Source organism: Siminovitchia terrae, assembly GCF_003605405.2.
GTDB classification, from domain to species: domain Bacteria; phylum Bacillota; class Bacilli; order Bacillales; family Bacillaceae_C; genus Siminovitchia; species Siminovitchia terrae.
Genome location: NZ_QYTW02000024.1, coordinates 17,463 through 38,019, shown reverse-complemented (window position 1 = coordinate 38,019; position 20,557 = coordinate 17,463). Strand labels below are relative to the sequence as shown.

The following is a 20,557-nucleotide window of genomic DNA, read 5'->3' as shown; positions in this document are numbered from 1 at the left end:
TGATCCATTCAAAACTCACACCCCCTCTTACAAAAAGAAATATTATTTTTCATCCAAGCGAACTCGTGGATCCACAACTCCATATAACAAATCAATTAATAAATTCAGCATGACGTATATGAAAGTCACAAATAGAACGATTCCTTGGATGACAGTGTAGTCTCTTCGCTCTACTGAGTTAATGATCAGCTGGCCCAATCCAGGAATATTAAAAATGGTTTCCGTGATAACAGCTCCAGTTACCAATGCACCAAATGTCTGTCCGATTACAGTTAATATAGGGAGAAACGCATTATGAAGAGCATGGCTATAGATAACTTTTCTCTCACTAACTCCTTTTGAACGCGCCATATTGATATAGTTGTTATTCAATACTTCAAGCATAGATGAGCGTGTCATTCTGGCAATAAGAGCGGCTTGAATAGAACCTAATGATATTGCAGGTAAGATTAAGTATTTTAAGTGATTCCACAACCCGCTGCTTAGAGGCTGATATCCTGCTATAGGAAGCCATTGCAAGTGAACTCCGATCAACAAAACTAAAAAGAGAGCCAATAAAAAACTTGGTACAGCCATACCCAGTAACGATAATCCCATCACCGCCTGATCCACTATCGTTCCCCGCTTAATAGCAGCGATGATTCCAAGTGGGATGGCAATGAGCAATGCAATCACCTGGGCAAAAATCGCAAGAGACAAGGTAGGAGCGACATGGGAAAAGATAGCATCTAATACGGTTGTATTCATATGAAATGAGACCCCAAAGTCTCCTTTCAGCACATTGGCAATCCAATGAAAATATTGCTCATAGATAGGCAGATTTAATCCCATCTCTTCACGTACATTATTAATCTGTTCTTCAGTCGCTTCATCTCCCAACATATAGGAAACAGGATCACCAGGTGTTAAATGTATAATGAAAAATATCACTAGGGACACGATGAACAGTATTGGTATTAAGGATAAAGTTCTTTTTAATATATATGACCACAAAGTCTGTCCCCCCCAAATCGTTAATAAAGCACCCCGATCATACCATTTGAATCGTTGATCGGGGACTCTCTCTTTTTCAATAGAGTGGCATATGAAGCACGTATCAAAACAATGTCTGCATCTATTCGGATAAATCTCCCAGCGCTTGAAACAACATATAAATTTTTTAAAAGTCATTATTTGGATTTTGTGACATTCCAATAAATGGCTCCATCCACGTATTCTATTTCTGAGATATTATCCCTGGATGCATAAATGGAATTTATATCGCCAATTTTAATGATTGGGATATAGTCGATAAACCAGGCCTGCAAGTCATTATATTTTTTTTGGGCATCCTCCAATGATGGAGCCCTGCGAAACTCCTCTAAAATTGCATTTAATTCTTCACTGTCTGTCCAACCAGTAAAATCAGATCTCATAAACGCGAGAGAAGAAGGCTCTGGCTTCGCAGTATTTGGAATAATCGTAATGTCATAATTATCCGGATCGTCCCGTTTATCTACAAAAGTAGGCCAATCATAGACTTCTACTTCAGCGTTAATTCCCATTTGGTTTAATTGTTCTTGCAAAACAACGGCGGAACTATACACATATTCATAATCTCTGGTAGCCATTATTTTAAGAGTTTCCCCATTGTACCCAGCCTTTTTAAATAGTTCCTTGGCCTTTTCTACATCATGAATGTTGTATTCTTTTTTTCCGATATCACTGGACCACTGACCTTCTTGATGGTACATCATCATATGGTGAGTCTTTTCGTAATTTTCCGAATCACCAAAGGAAGCCTTTAAAATAGCCTCTTTGTTTATACCTGTAGCAAGCGCTTTCCTTGCGGTTAGATCTGAAAACAAGCCCTTCTTTTTATTCAAGTAAATGTTCAATATTGTATTTGGTGAAGAATATAATTTGACGTTAGGATTACTTTTAAGTTGATCTGTGCTATCATACGGAATACTATGTGCCACATCGTATTCCCCGGACTGTATTCCAGCAAGTCTAGTAGAAGAATCGGCGACAAATTTAAAATACAAATCGTCAACTAGAGCTTCCTTCTTTCCCGACAATCCATCAGCTGCTTCCTCTCGGCTGGAATAATTTTTAAACTTCTTCAAATGAATTTGTTGATCCTGTTGCCAAGACTCAAATTGAAAAGGCCCAGTCCCTATAAATTCAGTTAACTTGTCCCCCTTAATGTTTTCAATGACAGACGCTGGCATAATGCTCGCTAACTCGCCTCCAGAATAAGCAAGTACGACTAAAGCAGTTGAAGTCGGCTGCGACATCTCTAACTTAACTGTATGATCGTCAATCTCTGAAAAAGAGGCATCATCAAACGTTTCTTCCGCAGAACTGGAATTTTCAAGCCACCGGTTCATTGAGGCGACAACATCTTTAGAAGTCATTGTTTTCCCGTTATGAAATTTGACACCCTTGCGCAGTTTAAATTCGATAACGCGTCCATCCTCTTTTACTTCCCACGAATCAGCAAGCATTGGCTGCACACCATAATTAGAATCCATAGCAACTAACGATTCGAAAATATTCTTTCCTATATTTGACGTTGCAGTTGTCGTATTGGTATGAGTATCTAAGGATGGCGGTTGACTAGGATATGCCACAATTAATTCTTTACCCATATCAAGATCCGTGCTTGAATTTGTGTTGGTTGATTTACAGCCGGCGACCAAAGCAATAATGGATAATATACATACCATCCATACCATTTTACTTACTCTCATTACTTCATCCCCTTTTCATCCGCTTGCAAGCGAATACATTTTTTAACAAACTTGTCATACTGCTTCTATTTAGTGAAAGTGGTAAACTTCACCACCTTCATAAAGCAACTATTTATTCAACGTGTAAAGGAATAAGGATGGTACTCATGTTCATTTGGCGGCCCCATTGCAACCCACATTCTTCCCGCCTCAGGTTCAGCAATCACTGATGCAAATGTAACAATATCCCCTCCGCTGTCTCCAGGTGCCTGCATACTCTCATCTCCGGGAGCTTGGCATAAACAGTTCGGATAGTTCTCCCTGTCCCGCATGATCTCCTTCAATATTTCCACAGTTATTTCGCCCTTTTTTTCTAGCAATAATTGCTCCATTCGCTGTTGCCGTATTTTAGAGTTATTCAAAAGATAACCTTTAGACCGTTCCTCGTTCGCTAATTCATTAGAGAGATAATGATTGGCATGTGCTAGGATCCCGTCCTTTGGCTTTAATAGAGCATCATCCGTAACCGTTGTTTCCATATTTGCTATTACTCCATTTTTATCGGACATGATTAAATTGCGTGACGAGGCACGAGTAAGACTTCGAAGGCCCTTTACTGCTTCTTCTATGGAATCATGTGTCAATGCAAACCTGGAGAACATGTAGCGTGGATAGCCTTCCCTCCATCCCTCACATTCTAGAAAGTTCGCAAAAACACCCATCCCGGCATTATTAATGCCTATGTATGATACTTGGCCCGCAGGAGTCAACATTAATGTGGCTTTTCCATCTTCCGGCTCTACTTCCTTAATAATGGATATAGAAGAGTAAAATTCCGGAAGATCAGCATTTTGACCAATAATGATAGTACCTTCTTTTGTAGACTCAGGGGCCACTGCAAAAGTTGTACACTCATTCTCTGTCTTGAAACAGCGATTGATTTCTGCTCGTACCTGGAGTAAATAGGCTTCTTCAATGGAAATATTTGCTCCTTTAGCAATCCCGACAATCTCATCATCTAAAAATGGAGAGTGTTCCTTTACGTATTTTCTATATTTCAGTGTCTCCTCCAATATTTCTGGCAAAGCTATATCATGCTGCCTTTGCAGTCTTTCAACTGCCAGATTTAGATGGCGCTCAATTAAGCCCCTGCATGCTTCACCATGCTGTAAGCCAATTTCATGGTGGGTTCCCTTAAATCTATAAAAAGGAAACCTTTGGTTGGACCTTTTATTGATTACCGCTTCTTTGTTGTTCATGAAAACCTCCTGTGTTTAGCTAACTTATTATTTATAAAAAAATTATAACCAGCTAAACATGTTAAGTACATTTGAAGTATTTTAATAATATGTTTAATTTTTTTTAATGAACAAAAAAGAGGAACGTTCCTTCTATTTTTCCGTACGAGTAATGAAGGAACTATAAATATAAAGAAGGCTGTCGAAATGTTCGACAGCCTGACAAAAGGATACTCTTCATGTCCTCTCATTTATTCATCTGTGCCAGAAAATCCGCCAATGGATCATCTTCTAACTCGGCTTTCTCCGCATCCTGTGTTTCTTCATCCATTTTGATTTGACCCCAATCAAGATCATCTAAATCGTCTACATCAGATGGGTGGCTGCTACTAACTGTAAACTGATCTTCCTCAGGATATTCCGTTCCACCATGTTCTTCTATCGTTGCCGCTTCCTCCTGCAAGTACAGAGCATCGTCGATTTCCAGCGCATTGCTGTTGAGTGATGCCAGGATGGATACAGCTCTAACAGGATCGGATAATAATTGGTAAACGATGTTTCCGAGCAACGCTTCCGAATGCTCATGCTTTAGCCAGTCGCGCTGATCTTTGGTTAGCCCTCTTGGCAGTGGAATCGTGAGAGTCTCCCTTTGCTTTGTCAAAGTTTCGCTGACTCCACTCATTACGATGGAAGCAATTTTGCTCGAGAAATTTCTCCGCTCTGTCTCTTTTAATCTTTGCAGTTGCTTCAAAATATGGTCAGGCGCATCGGAAGGGATCCTGAATGTGATTGGTTGCCCCCTCTTCATCCCCGTTTCCTTCATGGTATCACCCTATTAATTTTTAACCGCTTTTTTCTCTTCTTTTATCTCTTTTTGATTCTTTTTAGCAAAGTCGGCGATCAGCTTATAGTATGCATTTGCCATCATCCAGACACTTTCTTTTTCATCTTCAAAAAAGTCGATATTGTATCCATCCAGATTATTGTTTAATGCCTTCAAATAATCTTTCAAAACGATGGATCCTCCGCCGATAAAGTAGGCAATCTCTGTTTGGGAGTTTCTTTGCCAAACATTTCTTAAGTGGCGGTATTGCTTTTTTGCCAGTTCCAAGAGAATGCGGTCAACAATCTCATGGACGCTTGTCCGGCTACCTTTGACCATAATGTGGTTTCTATCATTCTTTTTCGTGATGACCTCTACAACATCCCGCCGGCTGTCGAGCTCAACACCATATTTTGAACGGATCTCCTCTCGAATCGCATCAAGGGATTCAGATACACCAAGGTTGAAGCCCTGCGCACGGTCATCATCCACTTTCCTATTTTTAATGACGGCGATATCTGTTGATAATCCGCCAATATCTTGAATGATGATTCTTTTGTCAATCAAGTCTTTGTTGATGATCTTCAAATCATTATCCATGACTAGATTGATGAAAGCGGCAAAACCTTCAGGATAAATCTTTACTTCTTCGAATTTAATATTGACTTTGATTCCCTGGTATTTTGGAGTGACCAAAAACTCTATCTGGTGTACAGAACCTAGCAATTTAGAGCGGTAACCCACATCTTTTCCTTCCTTCACTTCTCTCAAAGGAAGCCCTGTGCCTAAACTGTAGGTAGCTTCGACAACATTGTTACTGCGTTTGAACACCTTCTTGTTCTCTTCACGTACCGCGTCAAGAGCCAGCGCTGCAAACAGCATAACCAATGTCTGATCTTCTTCCGATTTGCTGCTTCCTGGATCTAACTCTGTGGCATTCCCGCTTCGTGTCGCCAAATGGCCAACTCGGTAAACGGCGCCATTTTCTTGTAATGAAGGAGAGTGTAAACGTATATGTAATCCATCTATTGGTTCTTGATTATCCAACTCTTCCAATCCAATAACCGGACGGTCTTCTACATCTCTTGCAATGATATTGGGGATATTAATTTCATGCTCCATTTCACCAAAGATACCTTTTAAGGAATCATTTCCAACATCAATCGCTGCAAGTCTTGTTTTTTCCATATATAACTATCATCCTTTCTTTTGCGAAACTACCAATTGGAAATTTCTATAAGTATGATTAAAGATTACCTGAATTTCTTATTGCGGTCAATAATGCTTTCACTATCGACATTTCGTATACATTTATCGTTTACTTGTGTACTTGTTTACTTAATCCGTAAACATGTCGTCAAATCAATATGTTTACCGTTTTGTACACATGTATACATAATAAGTAAACAACATACCTTTATTTGTTTACATGTACACAAAATTGTTTTCTTCTGTTTTCGACATTATTTCAAGAGAATTTCGCCAGTTAAACAATCCAAAACATCAGATGAGCTAAATTAATATTCATGCCCCTTTGGAAAATACAAGCAGTAAAATAAACATTTAGATTTTAAATTAAACCATTGATGAAAATTGGCCCCAGCTCATAGTAAGACTCGTGAAATTAGCCTAAAAAAGAGGGAGTAAATCCTGACGAAAATAGTAGGAATTTGTCGAGTTTTATTTTTTAAAACAAACAAAAAATTCCGGATAATCATAGAGTAATATTTTATCGTTAAAAATCCTTTCCTTCCTCATTAATAAAGGCAAACTCTCTCCTTAGGCATCATTCCAGCACAATAATAATATCGTAACTAATCCCCTGAATTTTTCAGGGTCAGAGCTCTTTAGGGATTATTATACGGGCAGTAAACTTTTCTCAACTGATTCAGTTGAAATTCATTCACATGATATTTACACCCCCACTATCAAATGCGCCTTGGCGTATTTGCGACCAGATTTTATCGAGCTCCGCTCGATAAATTTCCTCTGAAAATCTGTGGCATCCACCGAAGGCTTTAACTTTATTCAACCGAGGTTTGACCCCCCACTGAATGGAATACCAATATGCTTTCATCTCACCACTTACAGAAGTGGGAGACTTCTACTGAATGAAGTTAAATCCTAATATGAAGCTATTTAGATCCTTTTTCTCATTAATAACCTTCAGAAAATACAGTCACTAGCAAAGGAGTATGGCGTTTTTTGGCCAATAACTCCCCTACCTGCCCCCCAGCATTGAAATTCTCTTATTTTATATTCAATTTATCTTATTTCCGAGCAGCACCAAGCCCCAGAATCAAGCGAATCTGACCTATAGCCGGTAAAGCCTTCCTTGTGAACATCATCACAAAACATTGAGTCGATTGAAATATCCCTACCTTTATACCGAATCAAGATAACTCTAATACAACGTATACTGCTGGCTTCACTTCATCCCCTTCACCGCCAACCTAGACGTTTTATCATTATTGGTATGTCTAAAGTACAGATTCAATATGGATTCTTCCGCCTACATGTTATAATTAACATACAATTGAAACGCATTTTTTAAATAATGGAAGGAGGACCTCCATGAACGGCGATTATTCAGAAGATCTGAAAGATCTCCTTTTGATTGAACATAAAGAAAAAGTGGTTAAAAAAGGCAGCTTTTTGTTCCGCGAAGGTGATCTTGCCGATAGTATTTTCTATATCCGTTCCGGAAGAGTCCGAATTGGAAAAATTACTCCAGACGGGCGGGAAATCACCTTTCGTATTTGCAGTGAAGGAGATTATATAAGCGAAATCCGTCTGTTTTGCAAGCTTTCCACCTATAGAGTCCAAGCGAAAGTAATTGAAGACTGCTCCCTCGTAAAAATTGGAAAGCAGGATTTGGAGGAGAAGCTTCTTCTTGACACGAGCCTTACCGTTGGTTTTTTAAAAATGATGGGCACTCAACAGCAGCAAACCCAGTCCAAATTCCGGGACCTGGTTTTGCATGGGAAAAAAGGAGCTCTTTATTCAACTCTGATCCGTATGACTAACAGCTACGGGATCGAAAAAAATGATGGTATCCTGATTGATCTTCCGCTTACAAACCAAGAATTGGCCAACTTTTGCGGGATGAGCCGCGAGGTTGTCAATCGTTTGTTAAACAGCTTAAAGAATGATGGAATCATTAAAATGGATAACGGAAAGATTTTTGTCCACAACCTTCAATACCTAAAGGACGAAATTCATTGTGAGAACTGCCCTGTGGACATTTGCAGGATGGATTAGCGAACTGCTTGAAAAAGTAATTTGCATGAATACAGAGGATTCCGCGCGAATCTGGACGTTCCCGCAATCGGCTTGAATATCTTACAATATTTTGTTTTTCACATAATATGAATTGCCCTAAAATCAAGGCCACGACGCATGTCGCGGCCTTTTTTATGTGAAACAAACTTATTTGGAAAATAGATCCTTTTTTTCATCGGCTATTTCACAGCACCAAACAAATTCGGCTCTCCAGTACTCTGGTTTTACTTTTTGTCTAAATTTTGAAGTACTTATGAAGTTAATGTGAAGTTGAGGTCAAGTGTGACTTTTATCACAGTGACAAAATATCAGCAGGAGTACGATTTAAGTAAATAATGAGCACATTGGAGGGTGTCAATATGGCTAAAAACAAACATGGTGAGGAGCCCAATCTGAAAGGAACGCTTGTTGGTGTTTTTGGCGTTGGAATCATAATTATCGTTATGTGGTTTGCGACATATTTCCTTTATGTTGCCAGATAAAAAGAGAAGAAGGTGAGTATTTATGCATTTTCATAAGTACGAGAAAATTTGGTTGATTTTCGGTATTTTATCGCTGGCCGTGTTTTTGAGCATCGTCGGATTCACCGCCTTTGCGCACGGAAATGAATCCGTTCTATGCCTGCCTGCAGGTGGTATGGACACGATTGACCCGGAGAAAGTCTCTGAACAAGCTCCTTTTGACAAACCTGGTGTAAGACAGATTGATGAAGACAGATACGAAGTCGTAGTGGTTGCCCAAGCGTTCGGCTACGATCCTCCAGATATAAAAGTTCCTGTAGGAAAGGAAATCATTTTTACCTTAACGAGTACAGATGTTGTGCACAGCTTTACCATTGACAACACAAAAGTGAATATGATGGCCGTCCCGGGAAGAATTACCCATAAAAGCTATATTTTCGATAAACCTGGAAAATACTTAGTTCTCTGCAACGAATATTGCGGATCCGGCCACCATTATATGTCTACAGAGATTGAGGTGTATGAACCATGATTGCAGTAAAAGACAGAAAGCTTGCATTATGGAATATTGGGATTGCTTATATTGCTTTCATCATTGGAACCTTTTGCGGATTGCTGCAGGTTTTCGTCAGAAATGATTCCTTGCAACTTCCCAAATTCCTGGATTACTACCAAATCTTGACGGCACATGGCGTGTTATTAGCCCTTATTTTCACTGCTTTCTTTATCTTCGCCTTCTTGATTGCCGGCATGAGTAAAACACTGGGTTCCTTTGGTCCGAAAGTAAGTCTATTTGCTTGGATTGGCCTTTGGACTACAGCAATTGGAACTACGATGGCAACTGTGATGATCATTTCAGGAAAGGCATCGGTACTTTATACGTTCTATGCCCCACTGAAAGCAAGCGGCTGGTATTACCTAGGATTGGCCTTATTCATTATTGGAACATGGTTTACCAGCTTTGCACTTCTCGGACATTTTGTCGCTTGGAAGAAAAAGAACAAAGGACAATTCAGCCCACTGTTTGCTTATATGACTACGGCAACCCTGCTTCTGTGGATCATTGCATGTCTTGGTGTAGTCGCAACGGTTGTCTTCCAGTACCTTCCATGGGCATTTGGATTGACAGATACGATCAACGTTGAATTGAGCCGTTCTTTATTCTGGTATTTCGGCCATCCGCTCGTATATTTCTGGCTGTTGCCAGCCTATATGGCTTGGTATGTCGTTATGCCAAAAATTATCGGTACAAAAGTTTTTAGTGACTCACTTGCAAGATTTTCATTTATTTTGTTCATTTTATTCTCATTCCCTGTCGGCTTCCACCATCAGTTGACTGAACCAGGGATCGATAGCTTCTGGAAATTTCTACAGGTCGTATTAACATTTATGGTTATTATTCCAACATTAATGACTGCCTTTTCTATGTTCGCCACATTTGAAATTTCTGGAAGAAATAAAGGTGGAACAGGATTGTTCGGTTGGTTAAGAAAGCTTCCTTGGAAAGATGTACGATTCTCTTCCCTCTTCATCGCCATGTTGTTCTTTATTCCAGGCGGTGCAGGCGGAATCATCAATGCCAGCTTCCAATTGAATGAGCTTGTACACAACACACTTTGGGTTGTAGGACATTTCCATATTACAGTAGGAACGCCAGTTGCCATGACGTTTATGAGTGTCACCTTCTGGCTGATCCCCTATTTGACAGGCAGAGAGTTTCCAAAGCACTTGCAAAAGCTTGCCCATATTCAAATCGGTACTTGGGCAATAGGAATGTTGCTCATGTCTACTGCCCAACATTTGCTGGGATTACTGGGAGCACCACGTAGAACAGCCTACGCCGGATACAACGGCAACGAATCTGCAGCCGAATGGTTCCAGGGAATTCTATCAAACCATGTCACGATGGCCATTGGCGGAACAATATTATTCTTTTCTGCCATGCTATTAGTTTATATTGTTGCGAATTTGATGTTTGTAGCTCCAAAAGTACAAGATGAAAATGATCTTGTTGAATTTCCAATCGCAGAAAGTGATACTTCCCATACTGCTAAATTCTTGGAAAACTGGGGAATATGGGTCGGTATTGCAGTGGCTCTCATTGTCATGGCCTATGCCTTGCCACTCTACGACATGATCCAGAATGCACCACCAGGATCCAGAGGATTCATCACTTGGTAAGGAGTTGATTCCATATGTTCATGGTTATATCTTCCATGCTGATCGTCACAATGGTTACTATGGTGATTGCAGTGGAAATCAAGAATGCAACAGATTGATTTGGCTTTGGGGTCTGACCCCAATAAACAATAAAGAAAGGCGAGGCGGAGCAATGCTCCACCTCGCCTTTCTTATTAATGATCAATTCCCAACCGCTTTGAAAATTCCTCTGCCGCACTATAGCCTTCCCGTTGAAGATACCAGTTATTGGCGGCTGCTTCTATGAGACCTGCCACATCACGTCCTGGCTGGAGCTGAATCTCAATATGAGGAATTTTGACCCCCATATAATCTGTGAACTGGGGTTCAAGCTCCAATTCATTGTTTAGAGAGTCCTCTTCCCATTTCGTCAATTCAATATCCAATACGATTCTGGACTGGTCCTGGAACGCTTCTCTCCCGTACAGTCGGACTACGTTGACCAGACCGATACTTCTTAATGCGAGCAGTTCCCTTGTACTATTGTCGTGCGTTCCGAGGAGCGTCTGAGGACCGAGCTTTTTCAACGTAACAATGTCATCCGCTACAAGGCGATGCCCCCTGCGGATTAAGGTATGGGCAGTCTCGCTTTTTCCGATGCCTGATTTTCCACGCAGCAGGACCCCTATACCTGAAACATTCACACAAACACCATGGATAGCCATTTCCGGAGCCAACGTCTTCAACAAATAAGCATCCATCTTCCTGATAAATTCTGATGTTGGATCATCATCCGTACGGAGCAAAGGAATTCCTTCCTGGATGCAGTATTCCATCAAATAACGTAAGGGTTCCTGCTGTGCCGTGATGATGAAGCACGGGGGATGATAATTCACGATGTTCCCTATCCTCAGCTTCTGTTCCTCATCACTTAACCTTTTTAAAAAGGTCAGCTCTTTTACCCCAAGTACCTGAACGAGCTCGGTAGGGAAGAAGTCGAAATACCCGACAAACTCCAGGCCCGGTCGGTGTGCTCGGTTCGTTGTAATTTTTCGGTCCAGGTGCTCCTCCCCTGCCAAAACCTCCAACGAAAATCTATTGATCAAGTCTTTTACTGTTATCGTTTTCACGTCGATGCACTCTCCATATCTGAATACCTTATGATTCAGGATTATACTTGAAAAAAGAGGAAACGTCATCCTAATTTTTCCCTATTTAAAGCGCTTACATGCTTTTGTCGAAAAATCTCTAAATAATTGTCATAACTGTCATCAATTGAAATCAATATCTAATCAGAACAGAAGGCCGGGAAGAACCATTAGAAACAATGTATCGCTTACTTAAATGAAGATAGAATTCCACAACACTAATACTTTTTTGCGGTCCTTTCATCCAGGTATGTTCATATATACGAACAACTTACACCAAGGTTTCGGATTCCTTCATGCTTTTAGACAAAAATAATGGCATCCTCCATCCCTTCCGCACATTTAATCCCGCAGCAGTAAAACCACACGTCCATAGAATGGATATTCTGAAGCCTTTGTCGATTTTTACCAGATTTTCGACATTCTTCGGGAACAGACGAAAAATATGCGTGATACCCTTCTTGTGGGAATTTCGATAAAGCAGTTCTTTTGACTTAGTATTCACCTGGGCAAATTAATAAACTTGATCACTTTGAAGAGACACTATGCCGAAGCTCCCATCCTGTCCCCTCAATTCATATGATATATGGCTCTCTATTTGGGACTCATCCCAACTGGCACGCCACGCTAGCAAGTATATCCCGTCATTAGCCTTCTTTAGTCGGCAGCGTTAACAATATTGCATTACGCCCTTTACCCATAAAAGAAAGATCGTTACCATGTCACTTTCCTGTAAACAACCGATTCACCTCTATTTCAAATGATTGATTGCCCTATATAAATTTAAAACCGATAGAAATCTGCTCAATGGTTGATGAAATCGTTCAACCTAAACCAACTGCAAGTTCCGTACAGTCCATTTGATGTCACATTTTCCCATTTCAATCAAGAAAATCATATGATACTGCAACATCCTTTTTTCTCCAGCTGTTTCCCCTCCCACTGCTTCACATAATCTTGGAGAGCTTTTAAGTGGCTCCTGCCCAACCCGACGGCTGATATGAAAGAAACGACCTCATACACAATTAGACGCTGAATTCGGCTTTGTGGAGAGCTCTCCACGATAATGATTATATTTAGCATTGGCATCCTCTATGATTAATAAAAAGATCGAATAACTGGAAGTCCCTGTACTACTCGAATATAATGTTGTAGAACAAGGATAAAGGGTGTTGGATAGAGATGGAAACATTAAACATGTTCGCATATTCTCGCGCCGCTTTATTGATTGCGTTGAGGAATACGAAGGAAAACACTTGGGATGAACGGATTGAAGGCTTTCCAAACACGATCCGATGGAACGCCGGACACGTATATGTTACGGCAGAAGAATACCTAAACAAAGCCGATCATCATTATGACATCGTCCATCCTAAATGGTTCGACTTTTTTCTTGATGGGACAAGCCCGTTTGACTGGGAACAAGAGCCTCCAACAGTTGAGGAAATCTTGGGCGCTTTGAAAAAGCAGGGCGAGCGTATTGTTGAGTTTTTCAATGGGAAATTGGATATTGCTGCATCCGAAACGGTTGACATCCGCTATCTGAAGCTGGATACAGTTGATGCGGCCCTACAATTCGTCACCTGGCATGATGGCATCCATCTAGGAATCATCAAATCCATGCAATATGTGATGAAATGAGGCAAGAGCTCCTTGAGAAGGAGCTCTTTTTTGGCTCTGGCGGCGAATAGCTAATTTATTTCTGCGCGAAATTTACATACTATTTTCATAAACTCACGATTATTATTGAAGGGACATAATCACGGCAACTCATAGTACCCCTCATAAATGGCGTTTGCCTCTTCTTTGCTAACTCGATTCAACCTGCCGACTTCACCTTCTAAGACATTGTTATTTGCCAAAACAATTTGTGTTTTGTGGCCATTGTTGAACGTCAATTCTAATTCAGTGCTGCTAATATGATGAATATGGGTAATGTCATGTTTAAAGCCGACATCTGACTGTTTGACTGCACACGTAAGGTAGGAAGATGTCAGATGGCACGCCTCAGTTTGGTCTTCTGTCAGCCAATATCCCTCAGCTGCTCCGATATCTTTGGATGCAGCTTCTTTTTGCTTCTTTTCTTCAGCGGCTTGCTTTTCTTTTTCTGCTTTTTCAGCTGCCGTCTTTTTTTCTGCCTCTGCCTTGGCTTTTGCTTCTACTTTGGCTTGTGCCTCCACTTCTGCTACGTCTTTGGCTTCAGTCTCTTCTTTGGCTTCCTTCACCTTGGTAGCCAAAGCCTCACAGTCTTCTTTCAGCTCGCTGAAAAATGGATGGCTTAGATCTTTCTCTAATACTTCTTCAAGGACATTCAGAGATTGATCAAGTTCCCCTTGCTTAAAGTTCTTTTTCGCTTCGTTATAGTTACTGGAGTATTTATCTTTTGCCTCCTCCATTTCTTCCATCTGCTCGACAAGACCCTTCGCTTTTTCTCCCAGTTTTTCTGTGCCGCCCTTTGTTTTTAAAACTTCTTCGACTGAGATTTTCGCAGTTTCAAAGTCTCCAGAGTCAAATGCTGTTTTAGCTTTTAACATTATTTTAATTTGCTGGACCAACATAGTCGCTTTTTCATCTTTGGTCTTTTGGTCCAGTGCTTTTTCAAAAAAATTTTCCGCGCGTTCGTATTCTTCTTTTTCAATCTGCTGCATTCCCTGTTCAATCATTTTTTCATAAACCTCATTGTTTTGGGAACATCCGTAAACAGCTAAAATCATCAGGAATGCAAGCAAAGCAATGGATAGTTTCTTCAATGGAAAATTCCTCCCTTGTTCTATATCCTGAACTTATTTTATAGTATTTAAGCTTGTTTTAGATAGCAATAGGAGTATGTTAGTATGGATAGCAAGTAGGGAGGCGATTTCAATTGACTCAGATCATTCAACAGGCGTTAAATAAAACAAATGACTATTCAGCGATTAAAGATATAAAGCGGGTCGCAGGCGGCTCGATCAATGAAGGTTTTTTTACAGAAACGGAAAACGGACGATTTTTTATCAAACATCATGCGAATTCCCCGGAGGGCTTTTTTGAATTGGAGACAGATGGCTTGCTGCTGATAAAAGAGACCAAAACCGTATCTGTTCCTAAAGTTCTCGCCTTTTCCGATAAAAAGGGCGAAGCTTTTTTAATCATAGAATGGATAGAAGGACGCAAAACCCCCGAAACACAAGCAAGGTTGGGAGAACAGCTCGCTTCCATGCATCAACAATTCGGTGAAAAGCATGGTTTCCAGAAAGATACATATATTGGTACCCTTCCCCAGCCGAATGGACTTTTTTCTAACTGGCTGGATTATTACCGCGACAGACGACTTCGGCCACAGTTTGAGCTTGGGATTCGTAATCATTTCATTGGAGGTAAACGACGGGAGCGTTTGGAAAGGCTTCTTTACCGGCTGGAACATTGGATCCCAGAGGAAATTCCTCCTTCTTATTTGCATGGTGATCTGTGGGGCGGGAACTGGCTGCCAGGCCCCGGTGGAAATCCTTATTTGATTGACCCGTCCTTTTTATATGGGGACAGGCATTTCGAATTGGCCTTTACGGAGCTGTTCGGAGGGTTCTCACAAGAATTTTATAAGGCATATACAGGCGAATTTCCTTTTGCTGATTATTATGAGGACGTAAAGCCTTTGTATCAGCTCTATTACCTGCTCGTTCATCTGAACATGTTTGGTGAATCGTACGGCGGACAAGTAGATGCCGTTTTGCGGCGCTATGTAAGGGGTCTGGCCCCCACTGCGTTAATGCGTTAACGCAGTGGGGGCCAGACCCCTTTTTTGTTCCTTTCCCTTACAACGGGAAGAAAAACGGAATCGCAAACATCATCACAACAAAAACCACCGCCATTAATGGCACTCCGATTTTGACGAAGTCAGAGACCTTGTAACCCCCCGCTGTCATTACCATGGCGTTTGTAGGTGATGCAACAGGAGTTGCAAAAGCCATGTTGGATGCAACGGCGACGCCAATTAAAAACGTATAGGGATTGGCATCGATGGTCAGTGCCGCGTTCATCGCAATAGGCGCAAACAGGACAGCCGTAGCCGTGTTGCTGATAAATTGCCCGAACGTCATAGCCAGCAGATAAATGCCGGCGAATACACCCAAGCTTCCTAAACCGCCGAGCGCATTGATGATTCCTTCCGACAGAATCATGATTCCACCCGTTTTTTCCAAAGCTGTAGCGATTGGAAGCATGGCGGCAACAAGTACGATGGTCTCGAAGTTGACTTGGCTATATGCATCATCCATATTCCGGAGGCAGCCAGTCAAAATCATTAATACTGCTCCGATTAAAACTGAAATCACTGTAGGAAAAATATCAAAGACCATTAGAAAAACCATCAATAAAATAATTCCCGCCGCGATCGGCGCCTTGCCGCTTGCAGCAGCTGCACTAGCATGCTCTTGTGGCTGTCCCACAACGACTACGTCGTTCGTTTCTCGCGCCAGTAGTTCTATTGAAGACCAAGACCCCTGAACAAGCAACGCATCCCCGAAACGAAGCTTCTGTTTCGACGGCTCTTTCAAAACATATTGCCCCTGGCGGTTAATGCCTAGGATATTTAGGTTATACTTTTCCCTAAATCCGATGCTTTTGGCAGTCTGATTAATTAAAGTGGAATGCGGAGTCAGCAAGACTTCCGCGATTCCGAGCTGCTTTGACACCAGCTCATCGGCCTCAGACTCCTCTTCTTCAAACATTAAACCGAAGTCCTCCACCATTCTTTCCACGTTTTCCAAAGTTCCCTGCAAATAAAGAATATCCTTCGGCTGGATGACACTATTCGGACCGGCCATTTCATGGTAGGTCATTGGCAATAAATTCAGACCCTCTGCCGATTTTCTCACGATTTTTAAAATATATACTTTATAGCTAGCCGGTGTTCCCAATTCCGTTAGCTTTTTGTCGACCATTTCTGAGTCTTCCGGCACCCTTACTCGAAACAGTTTTCCTCCGAGCTGATAGTCATCCGCGAGTTGTTCCGGAGATAATTGATGCTCGTCTTCCGCATTTCCCCTGTTCTTCCCTTTAGGAAGCAACTTATTGCGAACCAAATATAAATAAATAATGCCTGTAATGACACCAACAAGACCCACTGGTGTAATGTCAAAGAAGCTTAGCTTTTCATATCCGTTTTCAGCAAGCGTCTCGCTGACAATCAGGTTGGCAGGCGACGCAATGAGCGTCAACAGTCCGGAAAAGCTTGCCACGTACGACAGCGGAATTAAAAATTTAGATGGTGTACTTTTTATGCTAATAGCAATACTCACGACAATCGGCAGCATGATGGCAACCGTACCTGTATTGCTCATAAATGTTCCGATAAACGCTACAATAATCAGCAAAATGACGAACAGTTTATTCTCATTATCCCCTGCGGAACGAAGTACGAAGTTGCTGGCCATTTGTGCAAGCCCTGTACGTAAAATCCCCGCTCCAATAATAAACAATCCGGCGACCATTATGACAACCGAGTTGGAAAAACCAACAAGGGCTTCTGTCGGACTTAAGATTCCCGTCAGAACAAATGCCAACAATGCCATGACCGCCACTAAATCCGCCCGTATCCGGTTGGACATGAATAAAATGATCGTGATAGCCAAAATAATGAATGTCAAAATAAGGTCCAAAGTCATCTGAATCCTTTCTTAGAAGCTTATTGTCAATTGTATAGCAAAATGTTGAGAACCGCTCACGAAATTCGCGGAAATTTGTGATGAATTCGTGTAATCACGGCCTCGATTCGAGCATTTTGAGCGACAAATTGACGCAGTATGTAACAGATGCTCCAATCTATAATGTTATTCGTTCGGCCCAATCACTCTTTTTCTAACATCCGGGTCCTCCCCTTTTTCAATCCGCTTCTCCAAAGTGGTTCTCCAATTTAGCGATAGAGCTTCACATTGAGATAGTAATTTTGCCTCTTCTACATTATATTTCTCCACGTGCATGATTGTATTACATTTTTCAATCGTCCAATGAGGATATGGCCGATCAATTAGTGCCAGTTCCTGTCCGGCTTCAACACGCCCCACTTTCAATACACGGTAGTACCAGCCTGTTCGACCTGAATTTTGCAATAGCAATGCCAGATTCTTCACTTTGAACCGGCGAGCAGGCTTCCAACACGGCTGCCTCGGCTGTGATGCCTGGATCACAGCATCGCCGATTTCGTAAATATCCCCGATTGAAACAGAGTTTTCAAGCTGATTTATCAAAGAAAAGTTTTCTCCTATTCCGCCTGAAAAAATTTCTGTATCCGGAAGCTCTTTTCGCCAAAATAAATAGTGTTCCGAAGGATAAGCAAATACTGCTTTTTCAGGTCCGCCGTGATGTTTCAAATCTGCCTGGCCGTCTCCAGCCAAGTTTGTTTTCTCTAGCAATATAGGACCTTCAACAGGCTCTTTAAATATCCCGCTCCTCCACTCACGATCCATTGGAAGAGCAGCACCCTTTTCTCCGACAGTCTTCGGCTGCCCGACATAGATTCGTTCCAGCAATACGTCCATTTCAGTATCCCCACCTATAGTTATATTTTAGCTTTCTTTTAACATCATTGCCAAAAAAAGAGCAGAGCACCTTATTGGCATACTCCACAGTAGTAGGTGGGATTGATTAACAATAAAAGCAAAAAAAGAGCGCGTATAGTAAAGTAAAAAGGGAACTTAAAATAAAAAGGGATGGGATTCAATGGGGCTGAAAAAATTAACAATTCCACAACGATTATCCATTATAGTTACATTAATTATCGTAGTCGCATCGTTCTTAATTTCTTCTAAAATTTATTTTAATAGCAAGGAAATTAGTGCTCTTTCTGAAGGCTGTCTTGATTTAGATGGTGAAATAGCTGTAGAAATGACATTTTTTAACTTAGATTACTCTTTTTCGTGTGAAAAATAATTAAAAGAGAAAGACAAAGACCTTTTCTCATCTTGCAAAAAAACGTTTTTTCTTTACAAGTTCGATTGCTATGCACCTGGACAGGAAAGTCTTGGTGCATGGGAGTCTTTATATTATTAACAAAACCACAAAAATCCAAATGTAAAATAAAAAAGCTTGTAGAGAAAATACACCTACTTTCTCAACAAATTGACCACCCTTTAGGGTAGCTTATGAGTTTAAGCAGCTAAGATTTAACGGATAGTGCTTACCCTAAAAATATCTCATTAGCGTTAGAATATACAAAGAGGTTTATCCTCTGCTCTATAAATATCATGGAATGGAATTGGTTTCCCGGGAATGAGGATGCAAAAACACACTCTCTTTTTTTAGCAAAAAGATGTATACCTTTAGCGGGATGGGGAAAACCCTCTCTTATGGGAAACTTATAGTACCCCTTGAATGAGGACAAATTCCGCTATTTGTACTAATACAGAATAGTGGAGTTTATTCATTTAAAACATTTACGACGGTTCTTATAAATTGCTCCCGAAAGATCAATAGAATAACATGCAATCAGTTCTTTTTTAACACCAATTGGATGACGTGTGCTTTTCCTGTATGAAGTATTCCTTCCTCCCTGACCTGTTCTCCATAGAAAAAGTGTATGATGTGATGGCCGCGGCTCCATTCAAGAATATCTTGAGGATCATACAGCATCTCCACATCACGAGGGCCGCCTGTTCCATATTCGATCTGCTCTGTTGAGTACACTTCTAACATAATGATCCCACCAGGCTTGACCGCTTTCAGTAGTTTTTCAAAGACGTTCTTTTGGTCTTGTCTATAAAAATGGCCGAATACCATGACTGCCGCATCAAATTGGTCAGCTTCTGCCTCGTATTCTAAGAGGTTCGCCCTTTTGGTCTCCACTTTCACCTGATTTTTTTCAGCCAGCTTCTGAGTTTTCTGAAGACCGCTCTCCGCATAATCTAGAGCCGTCACTTTATGCCCTTTTTTTGCTAAAAAGACAGCATTCCGTCCTTCTCCTTCGGCGAAACAAACTACAGCCGGGCAATCCCTCAGCCGGCCCGCTTCACTTTTGATAAAAGAATTCGGTTCCTCACCGTAAATATATTCTTCCGTATCAAATCGTTCATGCCACTTGTTTCCCATTTTTAAAGTCCTCCTTTGTTCATTCGATAAATCAAAATTCGTTCATGATCATTACGTTCATAAAAGCAATCCAGCCGGACTTCCTCCACAAGCTTGAACTGAGTGTGATTTAACAAATAATATACATATTCGTGGGATGGGTAATATAAAATCAGGTCGATTGTGCGAGGATATTTTTCTACGGACTCCAAAATATGCTGTACAACCGTCATAAAAATTTGTGCAGAAAAGGGATTAAAAAAGAAAAATACGTTATCCCCCGGTTGTATATTATATTCCTGTGCCAGTATACATTGAAATTCAACGCTTCCTCTTCTACGCTTTGCCTTTCTGCTATAGCTTGCTTTGTTCTTAAGCGCATCCTCATACAAAGCGGGATTCATCTCAATTCCAACGGCAGAGGCCTGGAAATGATAATGAACATAAAAGGGGACTCTTCCCTTTCCGCAGCCCATATCCACAAGGCAAGCATCCGCTGTCAGTCTGTACCGCGAGAACAATTGATCCAATGCCTCATAAGGGGTCGGTTCATAAGGGTTATAATGCGGTTCCGCTGGAAATATCCGCTGTTCATCAGTGGTCTTTATAGATAAAAGTTTATCTTGCTTATAATCAATCATCAAACAGCTCCCGAAAATATTTTATTCATTCAATACAGATAACCCTTCAACATTTCCCATTTTCCTAATCT

General features: G+C 41.0%; 19 protein-coding genes. 7 read left to right on the top strand and 12 right to left on the bottom strand.

The window, feature by feature from the left end; genetic code table 11:
* Positions 1-42: 42 nt before the first annotated feature.
* The 6 genes from D5F11_RS19240 to D5F11_RS26740 form a co-directional block, all read right to left on the bottom strand.
* The gene (locus D5F11_RS19240; protein WP_120117830.1) at positions 43-993 is read right to left on the bottom strand and encodes an ABC transporter permease; all 951 of its coding nucleotides are present in this window, start codon (positions 991-993) and stop codon (positions 43-45) included.
* A gap of 176 nt (positions 994-1,169) precedes the next feature.
* Complete coding sequence (locus tag D5F11_RS19235; RefSeq protein WP_120117829.1) at positions 1,170-2,735, bottom strand: ABC transporter substrate-binding protein; 1,566 nt, start codon at positions 2,733-2,735, stop codon at positions 1,170-1,172.
* Positions 2,736-2,851: 116 nt separating this feature from the next.
* Entirely contained in the window at positions 2,852-3,973 is a 1,122-nt protein-coding gene (locus tag D5F11_RS19230) for a C45 family autoproteolytic acyltransferase/hydrolase (RefSeq protein ID WP_120117828.1), read from the bottom strand.
* A 226-nt stretch (positions 3,974-4,199) separates the two neighbouring features.
* Positions 4,200-4,760, bottom strand: coding sequence for a hypothetical protein (locus tag D5F11_RS19225; RefSeq protein ID WP_373316049.1), 561 nt, complete (start codon positions 4,758-4,760; stop codon positions 4,200-4,202).
* Positions 4,761-4,787: 27 nt separating this feature from the next.
* Positions 4,788-5,963, bottom strand: coding sequence for a ParM/StbA family protein (locus D5F11_RS19220; RefSeq protein WP_120117826.1), 1,176 nt, complete (start codon positions 5,961-5,963; stop codon positions 4,788-4,790).
* A gap of 715 nt (positions 5,964-6,678) precedes the next feature.
* Positions 6,679-6,852 carry a hypothetical protein gene (locus tag D5F11_RS26740; RefSeq protein ID WP_185830793.1) on the bottom strand — a complete coding sequence of 58 codons (174 nt, stop codon included), beginning with the start codon at positions 6,850-6,852 and terminating at the stop codon, positions 6,679-6,681.
* Positions 6,853-7,349: 497 nt separating this feature from the next.
* On the opposite strand from D5F11_RS26740, the gene D5F11_RS19215 reads away from it, so the two are divergent.
* From D5F11_RS19215 to D5F11_RS19200, 4 genes are all read left to right on the top strand, one after another.
* Positions 7,350-8,036 carry a Crp/Fnr family transcriptional regulator gene (locus tag D5F11_RS19215; protein WP_120117825.1) on the top strand — a complete coding sequence of 229 codons (687 nt, stop codon included), beginning with the start codon at positions 7,350-7,352 and terminating at the stop codon, positions 8,034-8,036.
* A 380-nt stretch (positions 8,037-8,416) separates the two neighbouring features.
* A complete protein-coding gene (locus D5F11_RS19210) occupies positions 8,417-8,539 on the top strand; it encodes a cytochrome C oxidase subunit II (protein ID WP_120117824.1) in 123 nt (40 codons plus the stop codon).
* Between the two features lie 22 nt (positions 8,540-8,561).
* Positions 8,562-9,050 carry a cytochrome c oxidase subunit II gene (locus D5F11_RS19205; protein WP_120117823.1) on the top strand — a complete coding sequence of 163 codons (489 nt, stop codon included), beginning with the start codon at positions 8,562-8,564 and terminating at the stop codon, positions 9,048-9,050.
* Positions 9,047-10,699: a b(o/a)3-type cytochrome-c oxidase subunit 1 gene (locus D5F11_RS19200; protein ID WP_120117822.1), complete on the top strand. Its 1,653-nt coding sequence runs from the start codon at positions 9,047-9,049 to the stop codon at positions 10,697-10,699. The genes D5F11_RS19205 and D5F11_RS19200 overlap by 4 nt, the downstream gene beginning before the upstream one ends.
* Positions 10,700-10,872: 173 nt before the next feature.
* Here the strand turns inward: D5F11_RS19200 and hprK are convergent, their stop codons facing one another.
* Positions 10,873-11,787, bottom strand: coding sequence for an HPr(Ser) kinase/phosphatase (gene hprK / locus D5F11_RS19195; protein ID WP_120117866.1), 915 nt, complete (start codon positions 11,785-11,787; stop codon positions 10,873-10,875).
* Positions 11,788-12,987: 1,200 nt separating this feature from the next.
* Between hprK and D5F11_RS19190 the strand changes: the two genes are divergently transcribed.
* A complete protein-coding gene (locus tag D5F11_RS19190; RefSeq protein ID WP_120117821.1) occupies positions 12,988-13,446 on the top strand; it encodes a DinB family protein in 459 nt (152 codons plus the stop codon).
* A 119-nt stretch (positions 13,447-13,565) separates the two neighbouring features.
* On the opposite strand, the gene D5F11_RS19185 is transcribed toward D5F11_RS19190, so the two are convergent.
* Entirely contained in the window at positions 13,566-14,555 is a 990-nt protein-coding gene (locus D5F11_RS19185; RefSeq protein ID WP_120117820.1) for an outer membrane protein assembly factor BamD, read from the bottom strand.
* A gap of 113 nt (positions 14,556-14,668) precedes the next feature.
* On the opposite strand from D5F11_RS19185, the gene D5F11_RS19180 reads away from it, so the two are divergent.
* The gene (locus D5F11_RS19180) at positions 14,669-15,559 is read left to right on the top strand and encodes a fructosamine kinase family protein (protein ID WP_120117819.1); all 891 of its coding nucleotides are present in this window, start codon (positions 14,669-14,671) and stop codon (positions 15,557-15,559) included.
* A gap of 37 nt (positions 15,560-15,596) precedes the next feature.
* Here D5F11_RS19180 and D5F11_RS19175 read toward each other — a convergent pair whose 3' ends face one another.
* Both D5F11_RS19175 and D5F11_RS19170 read right to left on the bottom strand, forming a co-directional pair.
* Entirely contained in the window at positions 15,597-17,447 is a 1,851-nt protein-coding gene (locus D5F11_RS19175) for an SLC13 family permease (RefSeq protein ID WP_120117818.1), read from the bottom strand.
* Between the two features lie 165 nt (positions 17,448-17,612).
* Positions 17,613-18,320, bottom strand: a complete 708-nt coding sequence (locus D5F11_RS19170) for an MOSC domain-containing protein (RefSeq protein WP_120117817.1) — start codon at positions 18,318-18,320, stop codon at positions 17,613-17,615.
* A gap of 181 nt (positions 18,321-18,501) precedes the next feature.
* Here D5F11_RS19170 and D5F11_RS19165 point away from each other — a divergent pair, with 181 nt between their 5' ends.
* Positions 18,502-18,711: a hypothetical protein gene (locus tag D5F11_RS19165; protein ID WP_120117816.1), complete on the top strand. Its 210-nt coding sequence runs from the start codon at positions 18,502-18,504 to the stop codon at positions 18,709-18,711.
* 555 nt (positions 18,712-19,266) lie between these two features.
* Here the strand turns inward: D5F11_RS19165 and D5F11_RS19160 are convergent.
* Together D5F11_RS19160 and D5F11_RS19155 are read right to left on the bottom strand one after the other, a co-directional pair.
* Positions 19,267-19,866 carry a class I SAM-dependent methyltransferase gene (locus tag D5F11_RS19160; protein WP_120117815.1) on the bottom strand — a complete coding sequence of 200 codons (600 nt, stop codon included), beginning with the start codon at positions 19,864-19,866 and terminating at the stop codon, positions 19,267-19,269.
* Between the two features lie 2 nt (positions 19,867-19,868).
* Positions 19,869-20,486 (bottom strand): class I SAM-dependent methyltransferase, encoded by a 618-nt coding sequence (locus D5F11_RS19155; RefSeq protein ID WP_120117814.1) that lies wholly within the window; start codon positions 20,484-20,486, stop codon positions 19,869-19,871.
* Between the last annotated feature and the right edge of the window lie 71 nt (positions 20,487-20,557).

Coding starts and splice junctions, on each gene's coding strand:
- D5F11_RS19225 (WP_373316049.1), bottom strand. CDS start 4,760: ATGAAGAGGGGGCAACCAATCACATTCAGGATCCCTTCCGATGCGCCT.
- D5F11_RS26740 (WP_185830793.1), bottom strand. CDS start 6,852: ATGAAAGCATATTGGTATTCCATTCAGTGGGGGGTCAAACCTCGGTTG.
- D5F11_RS19220 (WP_120117826.1), bottom strand. CDS start 5,963: ATGGAAAAAACAAGACTTGCAGCGATTGATGTTGGAAATGATTCCTTA.
- D5F11_RS19170 (WP_120117817.1), bottom strand. CDS start 18,320: ATGGACGTATTGCTGGAACGAATCTATGTCGGGCAGCCGAAGACTGTC.
- D5F11_RS19205 (WP_120117823.1), top strand. CDS start 8,562: ATGCATTTTCATAAGTACGAGAAAATTTGGTTGATTTTCGGTATTTTA.
- D5F11_RS19165 (WP_120117816.1), top strand. CDS start 18,502: ATGGGGCTGAAAAAATTAACAATTCCACAACGATTATCCATTATAGTT.
- D5F11_RS19210 (WP_120117824.1), top strand. CDS start 8,417: ATGGCTAAAAACAAACATGGTGAGGAGCCCAATCTGAAAGGAACGCTT.
- D5F11_RS19200 (WP_120117822.1), top strand. CDS start 9,047: ATGATTGCAGTAAAAGACAGAAAGCTTGCATTATGGAATATTGGGATT.
- D5F11_RS19235 (WP_120117829.1), bottom strand. CDS start 2,735: ATGAGAGTAAGTAAAATGGTATGGATGGTATGTATATTATCCATTATT.
- D5F11_RS19155 (WP_120117814.1), bottom strand. CDS start 20,486: ATGATTGATTATAAGCAAGATAAACTTTTATCTATAAAGACCACTGAT.
- D5F11_RS19230 (WP_120117828.1), bottom strand. CDS start 3,973: ATGAACAACAAAGAAGCGGTAATCAATAAAAGGTCCAACCAAAGGTTT.
- D5F11_RS19175 (WP_120117818.1), bottom strand. CDS start 17,447: ATGACTTTGGACCTTATTTTGACATTCATTATTTTGGCTATCACGATC.
- D5F11_RS19215 (WP_120117825.1), top strand. CDS start 7,350: ATGAACGGCGATTATTCAGAAGATCTGAAAGATCTCCTTTTGATTGAA.
- D5F11_RS19190 (WP_120117821.1), top strand. CDS start 12,988: ATGGAAACATTAAACATGTTCGCATATTCTCGCGCCGCTTTATTGATT.
- D5F11_RS19160 (WP_120117815.1), bottom strand. CDS start 19,866: ATGGGAAACAAGTGGCATGAACGATTTGATACGGAAGAATATATTTAC.